The following is a 20595-nucleotide window of genomic DNA, read 5'->3' on the forward strand; positions in this document are numbered from 1 at the left end:
TACAGCAAGGCTGCCCCCAGGCCATTGTCGGCGGTGCCGCCGAGGAAAGCCGATTCGATATGCTTCCAGCCACCATGGCGGGAAGTTTCCATCGTCGTGGACAGCTCGCCGGTGGCTTTCTCGGGGATCGCCCGGGTGACGAAGTTGATCACCCCGCCGACGTTCTGCGGGCCATAGCGCACGGAGCCGGCACCACGCACCACGTCGATGCTGTCGAGGTTGCCGGAAGAGATCGGTGCCATCGACAGTTGTGGTTGGCCGTAGGGCGCAAACGCCGCCGGGATGCCGTCGATCAACACCGTGGAGCGTGGCGACAGACGCGAGGTCAGACCGCGCACGCCGACGTTCAAGGCGATATCACTGCCGCCAGTGCCATTGGAGTCCTGCACCTGGACACCCGGCACGCCGCGCAGTACATCGCGAACGTTCAGCGCGCCCTGCTCGATCATTGCTTCGCGGCGCACCACGGTACGGGCGCCGGGATGGTTTTGGACCACGGTTTCTTCGGCACTGCCGAGCCAGTCACCGACCACCTTGACGTCGGTGGGCGCCAGCTCCAGGCTGCCGGTGGTCAAGGTCCCGGCAGTCTGCAGCGGGTGCAGGACGACGGTGCCCTGGGAGATTTCATAGGTCAGGCCGCTGCCCTCAAGCAAGGCTTGCAGCGCTTCTTCCGGCTGCAGGTTGCCGGACACTGCCGGTGCCTGTTTACCGGCCACCAGTTCGGGGCTGAAGAACAGCTGCAGCGAAGTCTGCTGGCCCAACTGGCTCAAGGCCCAAGCCAGGGGTTGAGCCTGGATCTGGATGCTGGCCGGTGCCGCTGCAGCATAGCTGCTGGCAACACCGCCACTGACAGCCAGGGCCAGGGCCAGAGGCAACCAGCGGCTAGAACGCGGGGAAAACTTGTTGTTGTTCACGTCGTCGAGAGGTCCTGAGGGTCCACATAGATGTCAATGCCATGCAAATGGAAATGCTTGGCAGTTGCAGTTGGACAGGAAGACGAACAACTGGAAAAAAACCTGAATCTATTTTGCGATTATTTCGCTGGAGCCATCGGCATGGGTCTTGATCGCCACCGGCAGGATGCTCGGCAGCGCCCGCAGCAAGGCGTCGGTATCGTTGGCATTGAAGGTGCTGCTCAGGCGTAGCGCGGCAACACTGCCTGGGGCGACACGCAGGGGCTGCTCACGGTAGCGCGAGACGTCCTTGACCACCTCGCTGAGCGGCGCATCGTTGAACACCAGCTTGCCCTTGCGCCACGCGGTCACTGCTGCGGCATCTACCGCGTAGGGCGCCGCCACCTGGCCTTGGGCATCGATATGCGAACCGAGCCCGGCGGTCAGCAGAGCCCTGGAGGCATCGCGGCCTTCGACCCGCACCGAGCCGTTTTCGACCGTCACACGGGTTTGCTCCGGGTCCTGGCGCACATCGAAGCGGGTGCCGGTCACCGTCACTGTGCCGTTGCCGGTGCTGACCACGAATGGCCGCTCGCTGTCGTGGGCGACGCTGAACATCACCTCGCCCTTGAGCAACTGGATATACCGCTGACCGGCGCTGAACTGCACCGCCAACTGCGTTCGGCCGTTGACTTCAAGCTGCGAACCGTCGGGCAAGTTCAGCTGGCGCCGCTCGCCAAGGGCCGTCTGCAATTGCTCCTGGTAATTGAGCTGATGCTCTTGCCAGCCAAACCAGCTCAAGCCCAGCGCCAGGGTCGCGATACCAGCCGCCAGCGCCTGGCGGACAAAACGCCGACGTGGCAACCGGCTGACCGGATCGGCCTGGCAAAGGGCCTCAAGATGCGCGCGCGGCACGTGCCCGGCAGCGCCCCAGAGCGTGCCAAGCAGATCGAACTCGTATTGATGCTGCCGGTGCTCGGCCAGCCAGCGCTGCAGTTCGTCCTGTTGCGCCGGCGCCAGCGCGCCATCACGGCTGCGGGCAAACCATTGGGCCGCCTGCTCGCGCACGCGCTCGCTGCCGCAACGGCACGCGTCCTGATTCATGAAAACATTCGCCTGACTCATCTCGTCGACACATCCAGGTGCTCACGCAGATGCCGGAGCGTGCGGATCATATACTTTTCGACCATGTTCTTGGTCAAGCCCATGCGCTCGGCGATCTCCGCCTGGGTCAGGCCTTCGAGCTTCTGCCAGATGAACACCCGCCGGCAGTTGAGGGGCAACTCGGCCAGGGCACGTTCGACACTGTCGGCCAGCTCCAGTGCATGCATATATGCCTCCGGATCACCGCTGGCACTGCCGCCCGCTTCGAACGTGTCCTGCTCAAGGGCCTGGCGGCGGTCTTCGCGGCGGTAGCCGTCCACCGCAATGTTGCGCGCGGTCTGGTGCAGGTAGGCCCGCGGTTGCTCGACTCCGGCCCGGTCGTTTTCCAGTACCCGCACAAATGCGTCGTGTGCCAGGTCCTCGGCCTGCTGACGACTGCGCAGTTTGCGCGTCCAGGTACCGATCAGCTCATGGTAGTGGTCGAGAAAGCCTTTGTGTCGCGACACGATGCACAGGTCTTCGCAGGCGAGGAGGAGTGGCGCGAATAGTAATGTTTCTTATTAAGACCGGCAATCGAAGATCGCTGCTGCCGACGAAGCGCCCGGCGGGAAAAAAATCGACGAAAAAGTGTGTCGACGACCAGCTGTCAGGGCGGAAAAAAATATGAACGGCCACCGATTAAACGCATGCTGCGCTTGAGCGTCGTTGCGCCCCCAAATGACCGATATTTACCGCACTTTCGCCACCAACTTCGACCATTGCATCCATTTGCGTGTTCTACGGGAGATCCAGGCGTATACCGGTATTTTTAACGCTTTTGTCATCAAATTGAACATCTACTGTTTACCTGGGTCGGTAACAAAGTGGCTGGCCGCCCCGGGGCGACGGACGTGTGCAAAAACGCGACATTTTTTGTTGATCTCAAGCCCCTCAGGTCCTAAAGTTCGCGCCGAACGTCCATGCTGGAAACGATCCATCCGGCTCAAGTACTGACGACGAGACAGCAAGGTCACCCGTAGCTCGCTTTATCACGCACGGATGACCTTTTTGCTTTCGGCGACATGCCTTGGGAAGTAGGCGAACCAAAGTGGGGATACGGAGGACGTTCAGTTGCAGCCACTTATTTTTTCAGTTTGCCCATGGAGTCCCTAAGCATGTCGATTCAGGTCGAAGACTACTTCGCGCGCGATACCTTCCAGAAAATGAAGGCGTTCGCCGACAAGCAAGAAACCCCGTTCGTGCTCATCGACACGCAGATGATCAGCCAGGCCTATGACGACCTGCGCACCGGTTTCGAATTCGCCAAGGTCTACTACGCGGTCAAGGCCAACCCGGCCGTGGAGATCATCGACCTGCTCAAGGAAAAGGGCTCGAGCTTCGACATCGCCTCGATCTACGAGCTGGACAAGGTGATGGGCCGCGGCGTCAGCGCCGATCGCATCAGCTACGGCAACACCATCAAGAAATCCAAGGACATTCGCTACTTCTACGAGAAGGGCGTGCGCCTGTACGCCACCGACTCCGAAGCCGACCTGCGCAATATCGCTAAGGCCGCCCCGGGCTCGAAAGTCTACGTGCGCATCCTCACCGAAGGCTCGACCACCGCCGACTGGCCACTGTCGCGCAAGTTCGGCTGCCAGACCGACATGGCCATGGACCTGCTTATCCTCGCCCGCGACCTGGGCCTGGTGCCATACGGCGTGTCGTTCCACGTCGGCTCGCAGCAGCGCGACATCAGCGTCTGGGACGCAGCCATCGCCAAAGTGAAAGTGATCTTCGAGCGCCTGAAAGAAGAAGACGGCATCGAACTCAAGCTGATCAACATGGGTGGCGGCTTCCCGGCCAACTACATCACCCGTACCAACAGCCTGGAAACCTACGCTGAAGAGATCATTCGCTTCCTCAAGGAAGACTTCGGCGACGACCTGCCGGAAATCATCCTCGAGCCAGGCCGTTCGCTGATTGCCAACGCCGGCATCCTGGTCAGTGAAGTGGTGCTGGTGGCGCGTAAATCGCGTACCGCTGTCGAGCGCTGGGTGTACACCGACGTGGGCAAGTTCTCCGGCCTGATCGAAACCATGGACGAGTCCATCAAGTTCCCGATCTGGACCGAGAAGAAAGGCGAGATGGAAGAAGTGGTGATCGCAGGCCCCACCTGCGACAGCGCCGACATCATGTACGAGCACTACAAGTACGGCCTGCCGCTGAACCTGGCAATCGGTGACCGCCTGTACTGGCTGTCGACCGGTGCCTACACCACCAGCTACAGCGCGGTGGAATTCAACGGCTTCCCGCCGTTGAAGGCCTACTACTTGTAATCTAACCGCGATGGCGACACCTCCTGTCGCCATCGCAACCCTTGAGCGTCAACGACGCTCTTCGCCAACGGATTGAATATCCAGTGTGAATTCAAGCACGTCTCCGTTTTCGGCATTCAAAAAGCAGTACCAGTGATCGCGCACCTGTCGCCGGGTGTGTGCGCGCAAAGGTTTTTTGCGATTTGCCAACAGGTGCATACGTGAGTGGAGTCCGGGCTCTACAGTAAACCCGTTGAATTGGACGTCGCCCATCCACCAATGGGCAAGCGGTTCGCTACCGGGCGCATACAGTCCGACATAGCTATTCTGACTCAGGTCCAGGCGATAGTTGTGATAAGCCTCATGGCGAGCCCATCGTCTGATTTCGTATCCCAGGCTTCCATCGGCATGGCGAAAACAGCCGAACCAGAACGGCTGCGGTGATAACGGAAAATCAGTAGCCGTCACCCAACCTGTTTGATTGGGCAACACTTCGCCTGGTTGGAAAGGATTTCCACCGGGACGGACAGGTTTGAGTTCACTCGCTTCGACGCGCCCCCGATAACCGGGCGAGGTACATGCTATTGAGGCGAGAAAAGACAGATGCTGCAAGTAAGTCGTCATGATCGAGTGCTCTTTCTGCATTGCCGAGATAGGCAGCCCAGTCGACGTTAGGTCAACCTCTCGCTCGCTATCAGCTTGCACACTTTCCCCGCTTGCCTGCTGCAGATGGCCGACAGCATGTACGAGCACTGTAAGTACCGCCTGCCGCGATCGGTGACCGCCTGTACTGGCTGTCGACCGGTGCCTACACCACCCGCTACAGCGCGGTGGAGTTCAACGGCTTCGCGCCATTGAAAGCCTATGACCGGTAGTACCTGAGCGAGGGCGGCGACAAGCGCCGCCCTCATCAATGGCACAAGAGCAAATGTCAGAGCAGATAGATGTCAGTGGCGACCATGCTCAAGCGGCTCCCCTCATCGACATTGAGAAACTTGTCGCCATTGAAGGACTCGTAGTTTCCCGCCAGATGGCCTCTATGGTCACGCAAATAGAACTGCAGCCGATTGCTGCCGTCCCAATCACCGATGGTCTCGAGTTTCCAGAATGGCGAGGCATCGTTTTCATACAATCCGATGTAGCCATTACGGCTGACGCCCAACTTGCGACCGTAGTAGTTTTCCACGTTCGAATCGCAACTGATGCGGTAGTGAATTCGATCACCTCGCGTCTCCAGGTAGTCGAAGCGAAATCTCGCACCGCTGACATCGCGCCTGTTCCTGGCGGTGATCACCTGCAACCAGCCGCTAGTGGCAAGGTCGACAATGATGCTTCGGCTGGTGCGCGAGATGCCGACCTGCCCTTGATGTCCGGGGGTCGTGCTGTTCAGATACGCATGGAATGAGTGCTTTCGAGGGTCTTTCATAATGGCCTCCTGGCCTGGGTAGACGGTCAACGGAAACGACCTCCGCCCACCTTATCCCTGCCCAGTGCCTAGCCCCACCACGCAGGCTTTCCTCAAGGGGAAACCTTCGTTCATCAAGTCCGCGCGGTGTCGATTTGCGCCGTAATGCAAAACCTGGGGCATCACCACCGCCAAGCTTTGCGCATCTATCATTCACGCACGGCTGGGGTTATCAGTATATTAAGCAACGCTTACAGGAGCGCCTTGACCCTGACCGCGAAGCTCAGTGGCTTACCTTCATAAGCATTTAAAAACCTGTCGCCGTCCCGATGACTGTAGTAGTCCTTTACCTCGTGGCCCTCGTAGTCACGCAGGATGAAGTGGCGTTCACTGCCACCGTACCACTCTGCGAGCGGCTGAACTTTCCAGAAGAAGGTAATTTCGTTTTTTCCGTATAACCCGAGATAGCCGCCACTACTTCTTCCCAGCGTCTTCCCCAGGTAACCGTCAACCTTGGATGCACAGGTAATGTCGTAATGAATCCGGTCACCTTGATCTTCAACGAACTGAAAACGAAAGTTGATCGGCCGTACCCGCTGCCCATGCCCAACAATCTGTAGCCAGCCACTTTCTGCAAAATCAAACTCGGTACGCTGTGCACTGATGCCAATCTGACCTGAACGGCCGGATTTTGTTGAGTACAGGGTCGCGATAAACGATTTATCAACGTGATCAACCATTCTAAAGTCCTTTTAGATTTAGGCCAGGTACTCGATCTTGGGCGTTCCGTCACAAGCAGGGCAGACTGCATTGATTCCCTGGAAACTCATCGAAGACTTCCCGTCTAACGGTGAAACTGCATGAGCGCCAGACGCTGCTCATAGGCACGCAGGACAGGCAGCAGGCGCGAGCGCTGGACCTGCTGCAAGGTGGATACGCTACTGAGCAGGAAATTCTGATTGCCGCCCTGCAGGGCTTTGTCAAACCAGAGCATTGCGTCATCGAACTGATTGCGCTCCATCAGCACCGTGGCATAGCTGAACTGCCCGCGAAAATCCCCCGCCTCGGCTGAACGGCGATACCAGTCGAGAGCCATGCCGACGTCGCTTTCACAGGCCAGCCCCTGCTCCAGGTAACGGCCATACAGGTTCATCGACTTGGCATGGCCCATATGGGCGGCTTGTCGATAGCAGCGCAATGCCAAGGGATGGTTCTGAACCACCCCACGACCGGTACCCAGCAGGTTGGCGTAGTTGTACAAGCCCCAGTCCAGCCCCATTTCAGCAGCCCGGCGATAGGCCGTGGCTGCAGTCGAGACATCTGGCGCCCCTCCCCAGCCATGCTCCAGGCAACGCCCGAGCATGTTGTGCGCCATGGCACTGCCACGCTTGGCGGCGATGGCAAACCAGCGCCGGGCCAGGGCCGGGTCTTTCTCGATGCCACGCCCGTCGAGAAGGATCTGTCCAAGCAGCACCTGCGCCTCGACGATGTCCTGCCCCGCGGCGGCCAGCAATGCCTGGGCAGCTTTGCCCGGGCTGTGTTCGAGCATCTGGGCGAACTGTGCGCAGTCCAGTTCCTGGCGGTTGCGCAAGGCGAAAGTCATGGCTCAGACCTCGACCCAGCGGCGCAACAGGTTGTGGTAGGTGCCGGTCAGCTGGATCAGCGCCGGGTGATCAGGCACATCGGCGCCCAGCTGCTGGATGGCCTGGTCCATCTCGTACAGCAACGCACGCTGGCTGTCTTCGCGCACCAGGCTCTGGGTCCAGAAAAACGCCGCATAACGCGCCCCACGGGTCACCGGGTTGACCTTGTGCAGGCTGGTGCCCGGGTACAACACCAGGTCGCCCGCTGCCAGCTTCACCTGCTGCACGCCATAGGTGTCCTGGATCACCAGCTCACCGCCGTCGTAGTCCTCGGGGTTGCTCAGGAACAGCGTCGAGGACAGGTCCGTACGCACCCGCTCGTGGCTGCCCCGGGGGTGGCGCAAGGCGTTGTCGATGTGAAAACCGAAGCTGCCGCCCTCTCGATAGCAATTGATCAGCGGCGGGAACACCTTGTGCGGCAAGGCCGCCGACATGAATTGCGGATGCTGCCACAAGCGTTCGATCAGCGCCGTGCCAATTTCCTTGGCCAGCGGGTGGCCTTCGGGCAACTGCAGGTTGTGCTTGGCCTTGGCCGACTGGTAACCCGCGGTGATCTTGCCGTCGGCCCATTCGGTTTGTTCCAGCGCCTCACGAATACGCTGAACCTCCTCGGTGGAAAACAGGCCGGAAATAGGTAGCAGCATGGCACAGCACCTGAAGGTGAAAGGATGCCAATGGTATTGATTCCCATTGACTCTCTACAAGCTCTTTCGGCCGAAGGGGCACTATCAGGATCGAACATGGCCTGAGTGCGAACGTCCACTTCAGATTGGTGCGTGCAGCAAGCCCCGTTCATTTAGGTGAGCTGGGCTTTTGTGTATCAAGGCATAATGCGCGTCGCATTCGCATTTGCGACACGACAAGGTGATTGATGTGGTGAAGAAATCCCTGTTTCAACTGCACTGGTTCTTCGGCATTACTGCCGGCCTGGTGCTGGCGCTGATGGGCATTACCGGTGCCATCTGGTCGTTCCAGGATGAGCTGCTGGAACTGTTCAACCCCGAGGTACTTACCGTCGAGGTACGTCAGCAAGGCGTACTGCCGATGCCTGAGCTGGTGCGCAGGATCGAGACCGAGCAAGGCGACAAGGTCGCCATGCTCTGGGTCCAGCCGCGTAGCGACAGGGCCGCGCGGGTTTTCTTCACCCCTCCTCCCGGCGAGCGTCGGGGCGTGTTGCGCTATGCCGACCCGTACACCGGCAAGCTGCAGGGCGAGGTAGCCGGTCAGGGCTTTTTCGACCTGATGCTGCAGTTGCACCGCTTCCTGGCCATGGGTGATAGCGGCCGACAGATCACGGGCGCCTGTACCCTGATGCTGATTTTTTTCTGCCTCTCGGGCCTCTACCTGCGCTGGCCGCGCAAGGCACTGAACTGGCGGACCTGGCTGACCCTGGACTGGGCGAAAAAAGGCCGCGCCTTCAACTGGGACCTGCACGCCGTGGCCGGTACCTGGTGCTTGCTGTTCTATCTGCTGTTTGCCCTCACCGGCCTGTTCTGGAGCTACGAGTGGTACCGCGAAGGCCTGAACAAGCTGCTCGCCGACAGCCCGGCTGCTGGTCAGCAACACAAGCGCGGCGAAGGCCGCGGCGGGCGCCCGGGTGGTGCCCTGGGCAAGGACGCCAAGCCGCTGGTGGTCGACTACGACGCCGTCTGGGCCAGCCTGCAGGCCGCTGCCGGCCCCGACATGACCAGCTACAACCTGCGCCTGCCGCCAGCCGGCGGGCAACCGGCAACGATCTTCTACCTGCTTGAAGGCGCCGAACACGAACGCGCGCTCAACACCCTGAGCATCGACCCGGCCAGCGGCCAGGTGAAGACCAACGAGCGCTACGCCGACAAGTCGTTCAAGGCACAGCTATTGGCCAGCGTCTATGCCCTGCACGTGGGCAGCTACTTTGGCCTGACCGGGCGGATTCTGGTGACTATCGCCAGTTTGAGCATGCCGCTGTTCTTCGTCACCGGCTGGCTGTTGTACCTGGACCGCCGGCGTAAAAAGCGCCAGGTTCGCGCTGCACGAGGCAATCTCGCGCCTGCGAACGGGCAAGACGGCGGCTGGCTGGTAGGCTTTGCCAGCCAGAGCGGCTTTGCCGAGCAACTGGCCTGGCAAAGCGCAGGGCAACTGCAGGCTGCCGGCGTCGCGGTACAGGTCCGGCCCCTGGCCGAGCTGACCGAGCAGGACTTGAACCAGGCCCGGCAAGCGCTGTTCGTGGTCAGCACCTTCGGTGACGGCGAAGCTCCCGACAGCGCCCGCGGCTTTGAACGTAAAGTGCTTGGACAGCCCTGGGCCCTGGGTAATCTGAACTATGCCCTGCTCGCCCTGGGCGACCGCCAGTACCCGCATTTCTGCGGCTTTGCCCGGCGCCTGCAGGCCTGGCTGGGCGAGCGCGGTGCCACTAGCGCCTTCACCCCGGTAGAAGTCGACAGCGCTGACCCGGCGGCCTTGCAGCACTGGCAGCAAGAACTTGCGAAAATCACCGCAAGCACGCCGCCTGCTGCCTGGCAAGCACCCGAGTTCGGCAACTGGACCCTTGTCAGTCGAGAATTGATCAATCCGGGCAGCCAGGGCTCGGCGGTCTATCTGCTCGGCCTCACGCCTGAGCAACCCGCGCAGTGGGAAGCTGGAGACCTGGTGGAGATCCTCCCCCGCAACAATACCCGGAGCCTTGAGCTGTTCCTCAAGGGCCTGGGGCTTGATGGCGAAACTTGCGTGCAGGTCGAAGGCCTGCAGGAGAGCCTGCTGCAGGCCCTGGCCAGCCGCCAGTTGCCGAAAAGCCGCGAGCACCTGGTCGGCCTGCACGCCCAGGCCCTGGTCGATGCGCTGATCCCGCTGGCTGCTCGGGAATACTCGATTGCTTCGATCGCCAGTGACGGCGTGCTAGAGCTGATCGTACGCCAGGAACGCCACCCTGACGGCAGCCTGGGCCTGGGTTCGGGCTGGCTGACCGAGCACCTGGCTGTGGATAACAGCGTCAGCCTGCGCCTGCGCCGCAACAGCGGTTTCCACCTGCCGGCACCGGCAACGCCAATGATCCTGATCGGCAACGGTACCGGGCTGGCCGGGCTGCGCAGCCTGCTCAAGGGCCGCATCGTGGCCGGCGAGCAGCGCAACTGGCTGCTGTTCGGCGAACGCAACCAGGCGTATGACTTTCTCTGCGGGGATGAGCTGCAGGGCTGGCAGCGCAGCGCTGATCTGGCGCGGCTGGACCTGGCCTTTTCTCGCGATCAGAGCCACAAGGTCTACGTGCAGGACCGCTTGCGCGAACAGGCGCCAGAGCTGCGGCGCTGGCTGGATCAGGGCGCGTCGATCTACATCTGCGGCAGTTTGCAGGGCATGGCCAGTGGCGTCGATGAGGTGCTCAACGAGGTGCTGGGGGCTGCCGAGGTTGAACGGCTGATCGAGCTGGGGCGCTATCGGCGGGATGTGTACTAAGCCTTGAGGGCCCCATCGCGGGTCAAGCCCGCTCCCACAGGTCTGGTATGGGAGCGGGCTTGCCAGCGATTGCGATCAATGCAGATCGAAGGTATCGGCATCCAGATTGGCCGGAAACCGCGCGCGGTAGGCCGCAAGGTCCGCCGCGCTGAGCACGACGGTAAACACCCCGTCAGCCTCCCCTGCACTCAGCAGGCTCTCTCCCTGGAAGTCCAGTACCTGGCTGTCGCCGGTGTAGGCAAAGCCCTTGCCGTCGGTACCCACGCGGTTCACCGCCGCCACGTAGCAGAGGTTCTCGATGCCCCGCGCCGGCAACAGGCGGTTCCAGTGCTGGCGACGGGCGGCCGGCCAGTTGGCGGTGTACAGCAGCAGGTCGGTGTCCTGGGCATCGCGGCTCCATACCGGGAACCGCAGGTCGTAGCAGATCAACGGCCGGACCCGCCAGCCCTTGATCTCGAACTGCACCTGGCGTTCGCCTGGGGTGTAGTGCTTGTGCTCACCGGCCATGCGGAACAGGTGGCGCTTGTCGTAGAACAGGATCTCGCCATCGGGCCGCGCCCACAGCAGGCGATTGCGGTGGCTACCGTCGGCGGCCTGGATGATCACGCTGCCGGTAACCACGGCATCGAACTTTTTGGCCTGGCTCTTGAGCCATTTGTAGGTCGGCCCGTTCTCGGGCTCGGCCAGGCTTTCGGAGTCCATGGAAAAACCAGTGGTGAACATCTCCGGGAGAATGATCAGGTCGGCGCCACGGGCCTGCTCCAGCAGGGTTTCGAAATGTTCGTAGTTGGCCAGGCGGTCCTGCCAGGCCAGGCTGGTCTGCACCAACGCGATGTTCAGGTTCGGCAGGCTACTCAGATCGCGCATAGTTTTTCCGCTGCCTGACGCAGCGTCTCCTCGCGTTTGGCAAAGCACAGGCGCACCAGGCGCTGCTCGGGAATAGGGTGCTGGTAGAACACCGACACCGGAATGGTCGCCACGCCATGCTCACGGGTCAGCCACAGCGACATGTCGACGTCGTTCAGGTCCGGGCGAATCTGCGAATAATCCACCAGCTGGAAGTAAGTGCCAGCGCTGCGCCTGAACTCCAAGCGCGAGCTGCCCAACAGATCGCAGAACAGGTCGCGCTTGGCCTGGTAGAAGGCCGGCAGTTCTTCGACATGTTCCGGGTGCGCCGCCATGAAATCGGCCAGCGCCCATTGCAGCGGCGTCACGCCGCAGAAGTTGACGTACTGGTGGACCTTGCGCAGCTCGGCGCTGAGGGCTGGCGGCGCCACCACATAGCCGGTTTTCCAGCCAGTGACGTGATAGGTCTTGCCGAACGAGCTGACCACGAAAGCGCGCGGGTACAGCGCCTCATGGGCCAACACACTGGCGTGCTGCACGCCGTCGAACACCAGGTGCTCGTAGACTTCGTCGCTGATCAGGTAGATATCGCGCTCGGCGATCAGCAGCGCCAGCTTGTCCAGGTCGTCGCGGCTGATCAACGCGCCGCTGGGGTTGTGCGGCGAATTGAGGATGATCATCCGCGTGCGCGGGCTGAGCGCGTCGGTGAGTTTCTGCCAGTCGATGGCGAACTCGCCGTCAGTGAGTTGCACATGCACGCAACGGCCACCGGCCAGCTCTACCGAGGGCTCATAGCTGTCGTAACTGGGGTCGAAGACGATGACCTCGTCGCCTGTGCGAATCACCGCCTGAATGGCACAGAAGATCGCTTCGGTGGCACCGGGAGTGATGGTGACTTCATGCTCGGCATCGACGCTGACGCCATAGCTGCGGGCGATCTTGTTCGCCACCTGCTGGCGCAATGCCGGCAAGCCGGTCATGGGGCTGTACTGGTTGTGTCCGGCACTGACATGCCGGCCTACCGCATCGAGCAGTGCTTGCGGGCCGTTGAAATCGGGAAAACCCTGGGACAGGTTCAAGGCGCCGGTTTGCGCGGCGAGCTGGGACATGGTGGTAAAGATGGTCGTGCCGACGTTCGGCAACTTGCTACTGATCATGGAGCCCTCTTTCCTGCAGCACTATCCGGCTCGAGGCGGCGCGGTCTGGGACCGAGCATAGCGGATTGATCGGTCAGGAAAAAGGTTGTAACAGTCGCAGGCCAATCGCGGGTCAAGCCTGCTCCCACAGAGTGGGAGCGGGCTTGCCAGCGAAGAGGCCCTCAAGCCTTGTTAGCGTTTGTCTTTACGCTTCTTCTCGGCTTTCTTGTGGTGCGACATCAAGCGACGCTTCTTGTTGACCTGGCGGTCGGTCAAGGTGTTCTTGTTGCCTTCGTACGGGTTGTCACTGCCCTTGTACTCGATACGGATCGGCGTACCGACCAGCTTGAGTACGCGGCGGTAGGTGTTTTCCAGGTAGCGCGAGTAAGACTTGGGTACCTTCTCGACCTGGTTGCCGTGGATCACGATGATCGGCGGGTTGGCGCCACCGAGGTGGGCATAGCGCAGCTTGATCCGGCGGCTGTTGACCATCGGCGGCTGATGCTCGCTGACTGCGTCTTCGAGGATCTGGGTCAGGCGGCTGGTCGGCCAGCGGGTGACCGCCGACTTGAACGAGTTCTGTACCGACTGGTACAGGTTGCCCACGCCGGTGCCGTGCAGCGCCGAGATGAAGTGGATGTCGGCGAAGTCGACGAAGAACAGCCGGCGTTCCAGCTCGGTCTTCACGTAGTCGCGCTCGCTCGGCTGCATGCCGTCCCACTTGTTCAGGGCGATGACGATGGCGCGACCGGCTTCCAGGGCAAAGCCCAGCAGGTTCAGGTCATGGTCGACCACGCCTTCGCGGGCGTCCATGACGAAGATCACCACGTTGGCGTCCTTGATCGCCTGCAGGGTCTTGACCACGGAGAACTTCTCGACTTCTTCGTGGATCTTGCCGCGCTTGCGCACCCCGGCGGTGTCGATCAGGGTGTACTTCTCTTCGTTGCGCTCGAAGGGAATGTAGATACTGTCGCGGGTGGTGCCGGGCTGGTCATAGACGATGACCCGCTCTTCACCAAGCATGCGGTTGACCAGGGTCGACTTGCCGACGTTGGGCCGGCCGATAATGGCGATCTTGATCCCGTCTTTTTCGCTCGGGCCAGGAATGCGCACCGCTTCCTCGCCTTCGGCGACGTCGGTGTCGATCTCTTCCTCGTCCTTGTCGCGCGGGAAGTCGCTGAGCACGGCTTCCAGCAGGTTGTTGACGCCACGGCCCTGGGCGCCGGCGACACCAATGGCGTTACCCATGCCCAGCGGCGAGAACTCGGCGATGGCCGCCAGCGGATCGATGTTGTCGATCTTGTTGGCGACCAGGAACGAGCGTTTGTTGCGCTTGCGCAGGTGCTCGGAAATCATCTGGTCGGCGGCGGTCAGGCCGGCACGGGCATCAACCAGGAACAAGACCACATCGGCTTCTTCGATGGCCAGCAGCGACTGCTCGGCCATTTTTTCGTCCATGCCTTGCTCGTCACCGGAAATACCACCGGTGTCGACCAGGATGTACGAACGGCCTTGCCAGCGCGCTTCACCGTACTGGCGGTCTCGGGTCAGCCCGGACAGGTCGCCGACGATAGCGTCGCGGGTCCTGGTCAGGCGGTTGAACATGGTGGATTTACCGACGTTCGGTCGGCCCACCAGGGCGATTACGGGAACCATTCGGCTCTCCACTGCGTAAATTCAGAAAATACAAAGGCCGCTGCACTGCAGCGGCCGGAGTTCGAGCGGCACCCGAAGTGCCGCAGCCCGAGGCCGGCATGGCCTCAAGCATAGCCTCAGCGGATGGTCAGCGCCTCGAGCTTGCCGCTGTTGCCGTACACATAGATGGTGTCACCCACCACCAACGGACGGGCGCGCAGGCCATCGCTGTCGATACGCTCACGACCGACGAAACGACCATCGACCTGGCTGAGCAGGTGCAGGTAACCTTCCAGGTCACCCACCGCCACATAGCTGGAGAACACTTCCGGCGCCGACAGCTGGCGGCGTGCCAGCGAGTCGTTGCTCCACAGCGCGCTGGAGGAGCGCTCGTCGATGCCTTCCACGGTGCCCGAAGCCAGGCTCACGTAGACGTTACCGAAGCCCTGGGCCACACCGGTGTAGCTGGAAGCATCACGCTGCCACAGTACCCGGCCGCTCTCCAGGTCCAGGCCGGCGACGCGGCCCTGGTAGCTGGAAACGTACAGGGTACCGCCGGACAGCAGCAGGCCGCCGTCGATATCCACCACCCGGTCAAGCTCCGAGCGACCTTGCGGGATGGCCACGCGCTGCTCCCAGACCGGCACGCCGTTCTGGGTGTCGAGGGCAATCACCTTGCCGGTCGACAGGCCGACAACGGCCAGACGGTTGGTCACGATCGGCGCGCCGGTACCACGCAAGGTGAGTACCGCTGGCGTGCTTTCGTAGATCCAGCGACGGTCGCCAGTGCTGGCGTCCAGGCCGATCACGCGGTCGTCCTGGGTCTGCACCACCACCACGTCACCGTTGGTGGCCGGCGGAGCCAGTACTTCACTGGTAACGCGCGAGCGCCAGCGTTCTTCACCGGTGCTGGCATCCAGGGCAATCACTTCGCCTTTGAGGGTACCGAGCATGACCATGCCGTAACCGACGCCAACGGCGCCGGACACCGGCAGTTCGAGGTCCTTCTTCCAGGCCACGTCGCCGTTGTTGCGATCCAGCGCCATCACCACGCCGGTGACATCGGCGGCATAGATGCGGTCGTTTTCGATCGCCGGCACCAGCATGTTGAAGGTCTCGCCCTGACCGTCACCGATCGAGCGGCTCCACTGCTTCTTGAGGACCACCTCTTCGGTGAACTTGGTGAGTTCGGCCGGCGGCAATTCCTTTTTGCTGTTGCTGCTGCAACCCACGGCCAGAAGGGCCAGGGTCAGCACTGCTGCATGTTTCCAACCGATCACGTCACGCATCCCCTTTGGCCAGGTCGTCGAGCTTGAGTTGCAGGCCACCGATCGCGGCGTCGTCAGACAGCGCGGCCTTGGCTTTTTCGTAAGCGGCATGGGCTTCGCCAGCGCGGCCCAGTTGTACCAGCAGGTCACCCTTGAGCTCTTCGCGGCTGGCCAGGAAGGCCTGGTCGGCATCGCCTTCGAGCAGCTTCAGCGCCTCTTCAACCTTTTTCTGCGCAGCCAGGACACGGGCCAGGCGCTGACGGGCGATTTCGCCCAAGGTTGCGTCAGCCGGCTTGTCCATCACCAGCTTGAGCTCGGCGGCGGCGTCATCGAGCTTGCCGCTCTCGACGGCCACCTTGGCCACGAACAGGCTGGCGTACTGGGCATAGGCCGAGCCGCCAAATTCGTTCTTGAGCTTGCCGGACAGCTCGGCGACCTTGGCCGCGTCAGGCTCGCCAGTTGGCGTCAGGGTAGTCTCCAGCAGGGCCTGGTAGAGGTTCGAGGCGCCTTGCGACTGGTTGGTCTGGTATTTCTGCCAGGCTTGCCAGCCGAACACCACGACCAGCGCCAGCAGGCCACCGGTTACCAGCGGCTTGCCATTGCGGTCCCACCAGTCCTTCATCGCGACCAGTTGTTCATCATCGGTACTCGACACCCCAATACTCCTTTTCACCAAATCGGCTGTTGACTCGCCTCACGCCTGCGCGAGCGAGGCTTCCAGGTGCTCTGCCAGAGCATCCCAGGCAATGTTTTGTTGTTCGCCCTGACCGCGCAGGGGCTTGAAACCTACCACTTGTTGCGCCAGTTCGTCGTCCCCCAGGATCAAGGCGAACAGCGCGTTGCTCTTGTCGGCCTTCTTGAACTGGCTCTTGAAGCTGCCAGCACCGGCGTTGACCTGCAGGCGCAGGTTCGGCAGACGGTCACGCAGGCGCTCGCTCAGGGTCAGCCCAGCCAGCTCGGCCTGCTCGCCGAAGGCGCACAGGTAAACGTCGACCTGGCGGTTGATCGATTCCGGCACCTGCTCAAGGGTTTCCAGCAACAGGATCAGGCGCTCGATGCCCATGGCGAAACCAACGCCCGGGGTCGGCTTGCCGCCCATCTGCTCGACCAGGCCGTCGTAGCGGCCACCGGCACACACGGTGCCTTGGGAGCCGAGCTTGTCGGTGACCCATTCGAAAACGGTCTTGCTGTAGTAGTCCAGGCCACGCACCAGCTTGGTGTTGATCACGAACGGGATGCCGGCGGCATCCAGGCGTGCTTTCAGGCCGTCGAAGTGCACGCGGGACTCTTCGTCCAGGTAGTCTTCGAGTTTTGGCGCGTCGACCAGCACCGCCTGGGTGTTCGGGTCCTTGCTGTCGAGGATGCGCAGCGGGTTGCTTTTCAAGCGGCGCTGGCTGTCTTCGTCCAGTTGCTCCAGGCGCGCCGAGAGAAACTCGACCAGCGCGTCACGGTAGCGGGCACGGGCTTCGCTGGTGCCCAGGCTGTTGAGCTCGAGCTTGACCGCGTCACGGATGCCCAGCAGGCCCCAGAGGCGCCAGGTGAGCATGATCAGCTCGGCGTCGATGTCCGGACCGTCAAGGTTGAAGACTTCGACACCAATCTGGTGGAACTGGCGATAACGGCCTTTTTGTGGACGCTCGTGGCGGAACATCTGGCCGATGTACCAGAGCTTCTGCACCTGGCCACTACCGCTGATGCCATGTTCGAGCACAGCCCGCACGCAGGCGGCGGTGCCTTCCGGGCGCAGGGTCAGGGAGTCGCCGTTGCGGTCGTCGAAGGTGTACATCTCTTTTTCGACGATGTCGGTGACTTCACCGATCGAGCGCTTGAACAGCTCAGTGAACTCGACGATCGGCGTGCGGATCTGGCGATAGCCATAGGTATCCAGCAGACCGGCCACGGTGCTCTCGAAATAGCGCCACAGCGGCGTCTGATCGGGCAGGATATCGTTCATGCCACGGATGGCTTGCAGCGATTTGCTCACGGAAAATCCCTTAACAATTCTGTGTCAGTCAGCCACGGGCGATCAGCGCCGCGTCGGCCTCGGCTTTTTCAGCCGCTTTCTGGCGGATGAGTTTTTCCAGCTCATCGACCAGGTTGTCATTGGTCAGCTTCTGTGCAGGCTTACCGTCGATGTAGATCAGGTTCGGCGTGCCGCCGGTGAGCCCGACATGGGCTTCCTTGGCCTCGCCCGGACCGTTGACCACGCACCCGATCACTGCCACGTCCAGCGGCACCAGCAAGTCTTCCAGGCGCCCTTCCAGCTCGTTCATGGTCTTGACCACATCGAAGTTCTGCCGCGAGCAGCTCGGGCAGGCGATGAAGTTGATGCCACGCGAACGCAGGTGCAAGGACTTGAGGATGTCGTAGCCGACCTTGACCTCTTCGACCGGGTCAGCTGCCAGCGAAATGCGAATAGTATCGCCAATCCCTTCAGCAAGCAGCATACCCAGGCCCACTGCGGATTTCACCGTGCCCGAGCGCAGGCCGCCGGCTTCGGTGATACCCAGGTGCAGCGGCTGGATGATCTGCTTGGCCAGCAGGCGGTAGGCTTCGACGGCCATGAACACGTCGGAGGCCTTGACGCTGACCTTGAAATCCTGGAAATCCAGGCGGTCGAGGTGCTCGACGTGACGCATGGCCGATTCGACCAGCGCCGCCGGGGTTGGCTCGCCGTACTTTTTCTGCAGGTCTTTTTCCAGGGAACCGGCGTTGACGCCGATCCGGATCGGGATACCGCGGTCGCGGGCGGCATCGACCACCGCACGCACGCGGTCTTCGCGACCGATGTTGCCCGGGTTGATGCGCAGGCAGTCAACGCCCAGCTCGGCTACGCGCAGGGCAATGCGGTAGTCGAAATGGATGTCGGCGACCAGCGGTACGCTGACCCGTTGCTTGATCTTGCCGAAGGCTTCGGCAGCGTCCATGTCCGGTACCGAGACGCGCACGATGTCGACGCCGGCATCGACCAGGCGGTTGATCTGCGCCACAGTCGCGGCCACGTCATTGGTGTCGGTATTGGTCATGCTCTGGACCGCGATGGGAGCATCGCCGCCAACAGGCACATTACCTACCCAGATTTTCCGGGATTCGCGACGTTTGATCGGAGATTCGCCGTGCATGACTTATTGTCCCAACTTCAGGCGAGCGGTCTCGCCACTGGTGAACGGCGCAACGTCGACAGGCTGGCCGTTGTAACTGACCTGCACGCCACGGGCAAAGCCCAGGCGGACCGCGAATGGCGGCTTGCCGGTCAGGTCCAGGCTGTCGCCCTTGCGCTTGATGGCGCTGAACAGCACCTTGCCGTTGCCATCGGTGACCGAAGTCCAGCAATCGGCGTTGAACTGCAAGTGCAGCTGGCCGCTACCAGCTGGGGCTGGAGCAGCAGGTGCTGCCGGTGCTGCGGCAACCGTGCTATTGACCACCGGTGCAGCCGGGGCTGGCGCCGGAGCAGGCACAACCGGGGCCGCCGGAGCCGCTGGCGCTAGCGCAGCGCTGGCAGCAGGTGCGGCAGCCGGGCTGGCCGGTGCTTGCGCGGCGGGTGCTTGTTCAGTCGCTACTTGTTCAGCTGGTGCTGCGCCGGCCTGCTCGGCGGGCGTCGAGGCCTGCTCAAGGTTCAGCGTCGTGCTTTGCGGTTGCTGACCCGCGGTCACGGCCTGGTCTTCAGGCTCGTCCAGCGGGTGAATCTGGGTAGTGCCGTCGGCGCTTTCGACTTCGACGTGCTCCAGGGCCATGTTGGCCAGGTCCTTGCCGCGCAAGCTGGTCTGGTCCTGCCACCAGAAGAAGCCACCGCCGATCACCACCACCAGCAGCACCAGGCTGACGATGCGCAGGATATTGTGCGACAGGCGTACCGGTTCTTCGATGCGGCCCAGGGCGTGCACGTCGCTGCCCTGGGCGTGGGTACCGGTGCACTGGTCGAAGGCCTGCACCAGAGTGGCCTGATCCATGTCCAGCAGCTTGGCATAGGCGCGGATGTAGCCTCGGGCAAAGGTATGCCCCGGCAGCTTGTCGAAGGCGCCGGCTTCAAGATTGTTCAGGGAACTCACGGTGAGGTTGAGCTTGCGAGCCACTTCGGCCTGGGACCAGTCCCTGCTCTCGCGGGCCTGACGCAGGATTTCACCGGGATTTTCGCGAGTCGCTGCTGCTGCTTCGGGATGCGCCGCTTTCATCATTGCTCCGACAGGTATTGCTGATATTCCGGCGTACCGGGATAAAGTCGTTGTAATTGCAGGCCCAGCTCGCTGGCCTTGTTCCGTTCTTCGAAGACATTGGCCAGGCGACTGCCCAGCAGCAGGCTGCGGGCACTGTGGTCGCTCAGCTGGCTGAAACGATCGTAGTAGTCACGGGCCGGCACATAATGCCTGTCTTCGTAAGACAACTCAGCCATTTCCAGCAACGCGCGCGGTTGCTGCTGGTTGAGTCGCAAAGCTTTTACCAGGTATTCCTGCGCTTGCGCGCGCTGGCCTTGCCTGAGCGCGGTCAGGCCGAGGTTCTCGAACACCCGGGAGCGTTCAGGATACAGGGTATCGGCCGCCGCTTGGGCAAACATCTGCTGCGCCTGGGCGTATTGCCCACGAGCATAAAGGAAACTGCCGTAATTGTTGCGAATTCGGCTGTCGTCCGGGCGGCTGGCCAGGGCCTTGCGAAAGTGCGCCTCGGCCAGTTCCGGCTCGTCTTCGGCCTGAAACACCAAAGCCAGGGCCGCATTGGCTGCGGCATCCTGGCTATCGAGGTCGAGGGCTTTTTTCAGCGGCGCCTTGGCCTGCTCGGTCAAACCTTGTTGCAAATAACCCAGGCCCAACTGCACATAGGCCTGCCGCGCCTGTTCGCGCCCTTCACGACTGCCCAGCGCGTCCGAACTCCCGCCGGACACGCAACCTGCAAGCAGGGCGAGCGCCAGGATCGACAGCGCGAAGCGCAGGGTCATGGAGGTCCT

General features: G+C 61.9%; 19 protein-coding genes and 1 pseudogene. 3 read left to right on the forward strand and 17 right to left on the reverse strand.

Annotation, left to right across the window (positions count from 1 at the left end):
* The 3 genes from UW3_RS29655 to UW3_RS0115575 all read right to left on the reverse strand — a co-directional run.
* The coding region (locus UW3_RS29655) for a TonB-dependent receptor (protein WP_010223437.1) at positions 1-914 on the reverse strand (914 nt) is incomplete at its 3' end.
* A 108-nt stretch (positions 915-1022) separates the two neighbouring features.
* Positions 1023-1997: a FecR family protein gene (locus UW3_RS0115570; RefSeq protein WP_010223438.1), complete on the reverse strand. Its 975-nt coding sequence runs from the start codon at positions 1995-1997 to the stop codon at positions 1023-1025.
* A 17-nt stretch (positions 1998-2014) separates the two neighbouring features.
* Positions 2015-2503, reverse strand: a complete 489-nt coding sequence (locus UW3_RS0115575) for a sigma-70 family RNA polymerase sigma factor (RefSeq protein ID WP_010223439.1) — start codon at positions 2501-2503, stop codon at positions 2015-2017.
* Positions 2504-3151: 648 nt separating this feature from the next.
* On the opposite strand from UW3_RS0115575, the gene UW3_RS0115580 reads away from it, so the two are divergent.
* Complete coding sequence (locus tag UW3_RS0115580; RefSeq protein WP_010223440.1) at positions 3152-4315, forward strand: type III PLP-dependent enzyme; 1164 nt, start codon at positions 3152-3154, stop codon at positions 4313-4315.
* Positions 4316-4363: 48 nt separating this feature from the next.
* Here the strand turns inward: UW3_RS0115580 and UW3_RS28730 are convergent, their stop codons facing one another.
* Entirely contained in the window at positions 4364-4918 is a 555-nt protein-coding gene (locus UW3_RS28730) for a hypothetical protein (RefSeq protein WP_145959265.1), read from the reverse strand.
* A 108-nt stretch (positions 4919-5026) separates the two neighbouring features.
* Here UW3_RS28730 and UW3_RS30110 point away from each other — a divergent pair.
* Positions 5027-5169 (forward strand): annotated as a pseudogene (locus UW3_RS30110) (type III PLP-dependent enzyme); the annotation flags it as partial.
* A gap of 56 nt (positions 5170-5225) precedes the next feature.
* Here UW3_RS30110 and UW3_RS27875 read toward each other — a convergent pair.
* The 4 genes from UW3_RS27875 to UW3_RS0115610 all read right to left on the reverse strand — a co-directional run bounded on the left by UW3_RS27875 (position 5226) and on the right by UW3_RS0115610 (position 7986).
* Positions 5226-5720 carry a hypothetical protein gene (locus UW3_RS27875; RefSeq protein WP_010223442.1) on the reverse strand — a complete coding sequence of 165 codons (495 nt, stop codon included), beginning with the start codon at positions 5718-5720 and terminating at the stop codon, positions 5226-5228.
* Between the two features lie 230 nt (positions 5721-5950).
* The gene (locus UW3_RS27880; protein WP_010223443.1) at positions 5951-6439 is read right to left on the reverse strand and encodes a hypothetical protein; all 489 of its coding nucleotides are present in this window, start codon (positions 6437-6439) and stop codon (positions 5951-5953) included.
* 104 nt (positions 6440-6543) lie between these two features.
* Positions 6544-7302 (reverse strand): tetratricopeptide repeat protein, encoded by a 759-nt coding sequence (locus tag UW3_RS0115605; RefSeq protein WP_010223444.1) that lies wholly within the window; start codon positions 7300-7302, stop codon positions 6544-6546.
* A 3-nt stretch (positions 7303-7305) separates the two neighbouring features.
* The gene (locus UW3_RS0115610) at positions 7306-7986 is read right to left on the reverse strand and encodes a Fe2+-dependent dioxygenase (RefSeq protein ID WP_010223445.1); all 681 of its coding nucleotides are present in this window, start codon (positions 7984-7986) and stop codon (positions 7306-7308) included.
* 229 nt (positions 7987-8215) lie between these two features.
* Between UW3_RS0115610 and UW3_RS0115615 the strand changes: the two genes are divergently transcribed.
* A complete protein-coding gene (locus UW3_RS0115615) occupies positions 8216-10771 on the forward strand; it encodes a PepSY domain-containing protein (protein ID WP_026001343.1) in 2556 nt (851 codons plus the stop codon).
* Between the two features lie 75 nt (positions 10772-10846).
* On the opposite strand, the gene UW3_RS0115620 is transcribed toward UW3_RS0115615, so the two are convergent.
* The 9 genes from UW3_RS0115620 to pilW all read right to left on the reverse strand — a co-directional run bounded on the left by UW3_RS0115620 (position 10847) and on the right by pilW (position 20586).
* Positions 10847-11638, reverse strand: coding sequence for an amidohydrolase (locus UW3_RS0115620; protein WP_010223447.1), 792 nt, complete (start codon positions 11636-11638; stop codon positions 10847-10849).
* Positions 11626-12774, reverse strand: a complete 1149-nt coding sequence (locus tag UW3_RS0115625; protein ID WP_010223448.1) for a pyridoxal phosphate-dependent aminotransferase — start codon at positions 12772-12774, stop codon at positions 11626-11628. The genes UW3_RS0115620 and UW3_RS0115625 overlap by 13 nt, the downstream gene beginning before the upstream one ends.
* A gap of 171 nt (positions 12775-12945) precedes the next feature.
* Complete coding sequence (gene der, locus UW3_RS0115630) at positions 12946-14409, reverse strand: ribosome biogenesis GTPase Der (RefSeq protein ID WP_010223449.1); 1464 nt, start codon at positions 14407-14409, stop codon at positions 12946-12948.
* 116 nt (positions 14410-14525) lie between these two features.
* Entirely contained in the window at positions 14526-15677 is a 1152-nt protein-coding gene (gene bamB, locus UW3_RS0115635; protein WP_026001344.1) for an outer membrane protein assembly factor BamB, read from the reverse strand.
* A complete protein-coding gene (locus tag UW3_RS0115640; protein WP_174242319.1) occupies positions 15670-16278 on the reverse strand; it encodes a tetratricopeptide repeat protein in 609 nt (202 codons plus the stop codon). Before UW3_RS0115640 ends, bamB begins: the two co-directional genes overlap by 8 nt.
* Before the next feature lie 72 nt (positions 16279-16350).
* A complete protein-coding gene (hisS, locus tag UW3_RS0115645; RefSeq protein WP_010223452.1) occupies positions 16351-17640 on the reverse strand; it encodes a histidine--tRNA ligase in 1290 nt (429 codons plus the stop codon).
* 28 nt (positions 17641-17668) lie between these two features.
* Complete coding sequence (gene ispG, locus UW3_RS0115650; RefSeq protein WP_010223453.1) at positions 17669-18778, reverse strand: flavodoxin-dependent (E)-4-hydroxy-3-methylbut-2-enyl-diphosphate synthase; 1110 nt, start codon at positions 18776-18778, stop codon at positions 17669-17671.
* 3 nt (positions 18779-18781) lie between these two features.
* On the reverse strand, positions 18782-19828 hold the full coding sequence (locus tag UW3_RS0115655; RefSeq protein ID WP_010223454.1) for a RodZ domain-containing protein: 1047 nt from the start codon (positions 19826-19828) through the stop codon (positions 18782-18784).
* Positions 19828-20586 carry a type IV pilus biogenesis/stability protein PilW gene (gene pilW, locus UW3_RS0115660; protein WP_010223455.1) on the reverse strand — a complete coding sequence of 253 codons (759 nt, stop codon included), beginning with the start codon at positions 20584-20586 and terminating at the stop codon, positions 19828-19830. Before pilW ends, UW3_RS0115655 begins: the two co-directional genes overlap by 1 nt.
* Positions 20587-20595 lie beyond the last annotated feature (9 nt).

Source organism: Pseudomonas donghuensis, from assembly GCF_000259195.1.
GTDB lineage: Bacteria > Pseudomonadota > Gammaproteobacteria > Pseudomonadales > Pseudomonadaceae > Aquipseudomonas > Aquipseudomonas donghuensis.

Bases quoted from the DNA above. Each gene is read 5' to 3' on its own strand.
- UW3_RS0115570 (WP_010223438.1), bottom strand. From the start codon at position 1,997: ATGAATCAGGACGCGTGCCGTTGCGGCAGCGAGCGCGTGCGCGAGCAG.
- UW3_RS0115580 (WP_010223440.1), top strand. From the start codon at position 3,152: ATGTCGATTCAGGTCGAAGACTACTTCGCGCGCGATACCTTCCAGAAA.
- UW3_RS28730 (WP_145959265.1), bottom strand. From the start codon at position 4,918: ATGACGACTTACTTGCAGCATCTGTCTTTTCTCGCCTCAATAGCATGT.
- UW3_RS27875 (WP_010223442.1), bottom strand. From the start codon at position 5,720: ATGAAAGACCCTCGAAAGCACTCATTCCATGCGTATCTGAACAGCACG.
- UW3_RS27880 (WP_010223443.1), bottom strand. From the start codon at position 6,439: ATGGTTGATCACGTTGATAAATCGTTTATCGCGACCCTGTACTCAACA.
- UW3_RS0115605 (WP_010223444.1), bottom strand. From the start codon at position 7,302: ATGACTTTCGCCTTGCGCAACCGCCAGGAACTGGACTGCGCACAGTTC.
- UW3_RS0115610 (WP_010223445.1), bottom strand. From the start codon at position 7,986: ATGCTGCTACCTATTTCCGGCCTGTTTTCCACCGAGGAGGTTCAGCGT.
- UW3_RS0115620 (WP_010223447.1), bottom strand. From the start codon at position 11,638: ATGCGCGATCTGAGTAGCCTGCCGAACCTGAACATCGCGTTGGTGCAG.
- UW3_RS0115625 (WP_010223448.1), bottom strand. From the start codon at position 12,774: ATGATCAGTAGCAAGTTGCCGAACGTCGGCACGACCATCTTTACCACC.
- der (WP_010223449.1), bottom strand. From the start codon at position 14,409: ATGGTTCCCGTAATCGCCCTGGTGGGCCGACCGAACGTCGGTAAATCC.
- bamB (WP_026001344.1), bottom strand. From the start codon at position 15,677: ATGCGTGACGTGATCGGTTGGAAACATGCAGCAGTGCTGACCCTGGCC.
- UW3_RS0115640 (WP_174242319.1), bottom strand. From the start codon at position 16,278: ATGAAGGACTGGTGGGACCGCAATGGCAAGCCGCTGGTAACCGGTGGC.
- ispG (WP_010223453.1), bottom strand. From the start codon at position 18,778: ATGCACGGCGAATCTCCGATCAAACGTCGCGAATCCCGGAAAATCTGG.
- UW3_RS0115655 (WP_010223454.1), bottom strand. From the start codon at position 19,828: ATGAAAGCGGCGCATCCCGAAGCAGCAGCAGCGACTCGCGAAAATCCC.
- pilW (WP_010223455.1), bottom strand. From the start codon at position 20,586: ATGACCCTGCGCTTCGCGCTGTCGATCCTGGCGCTCGCCCTGCTTGCA.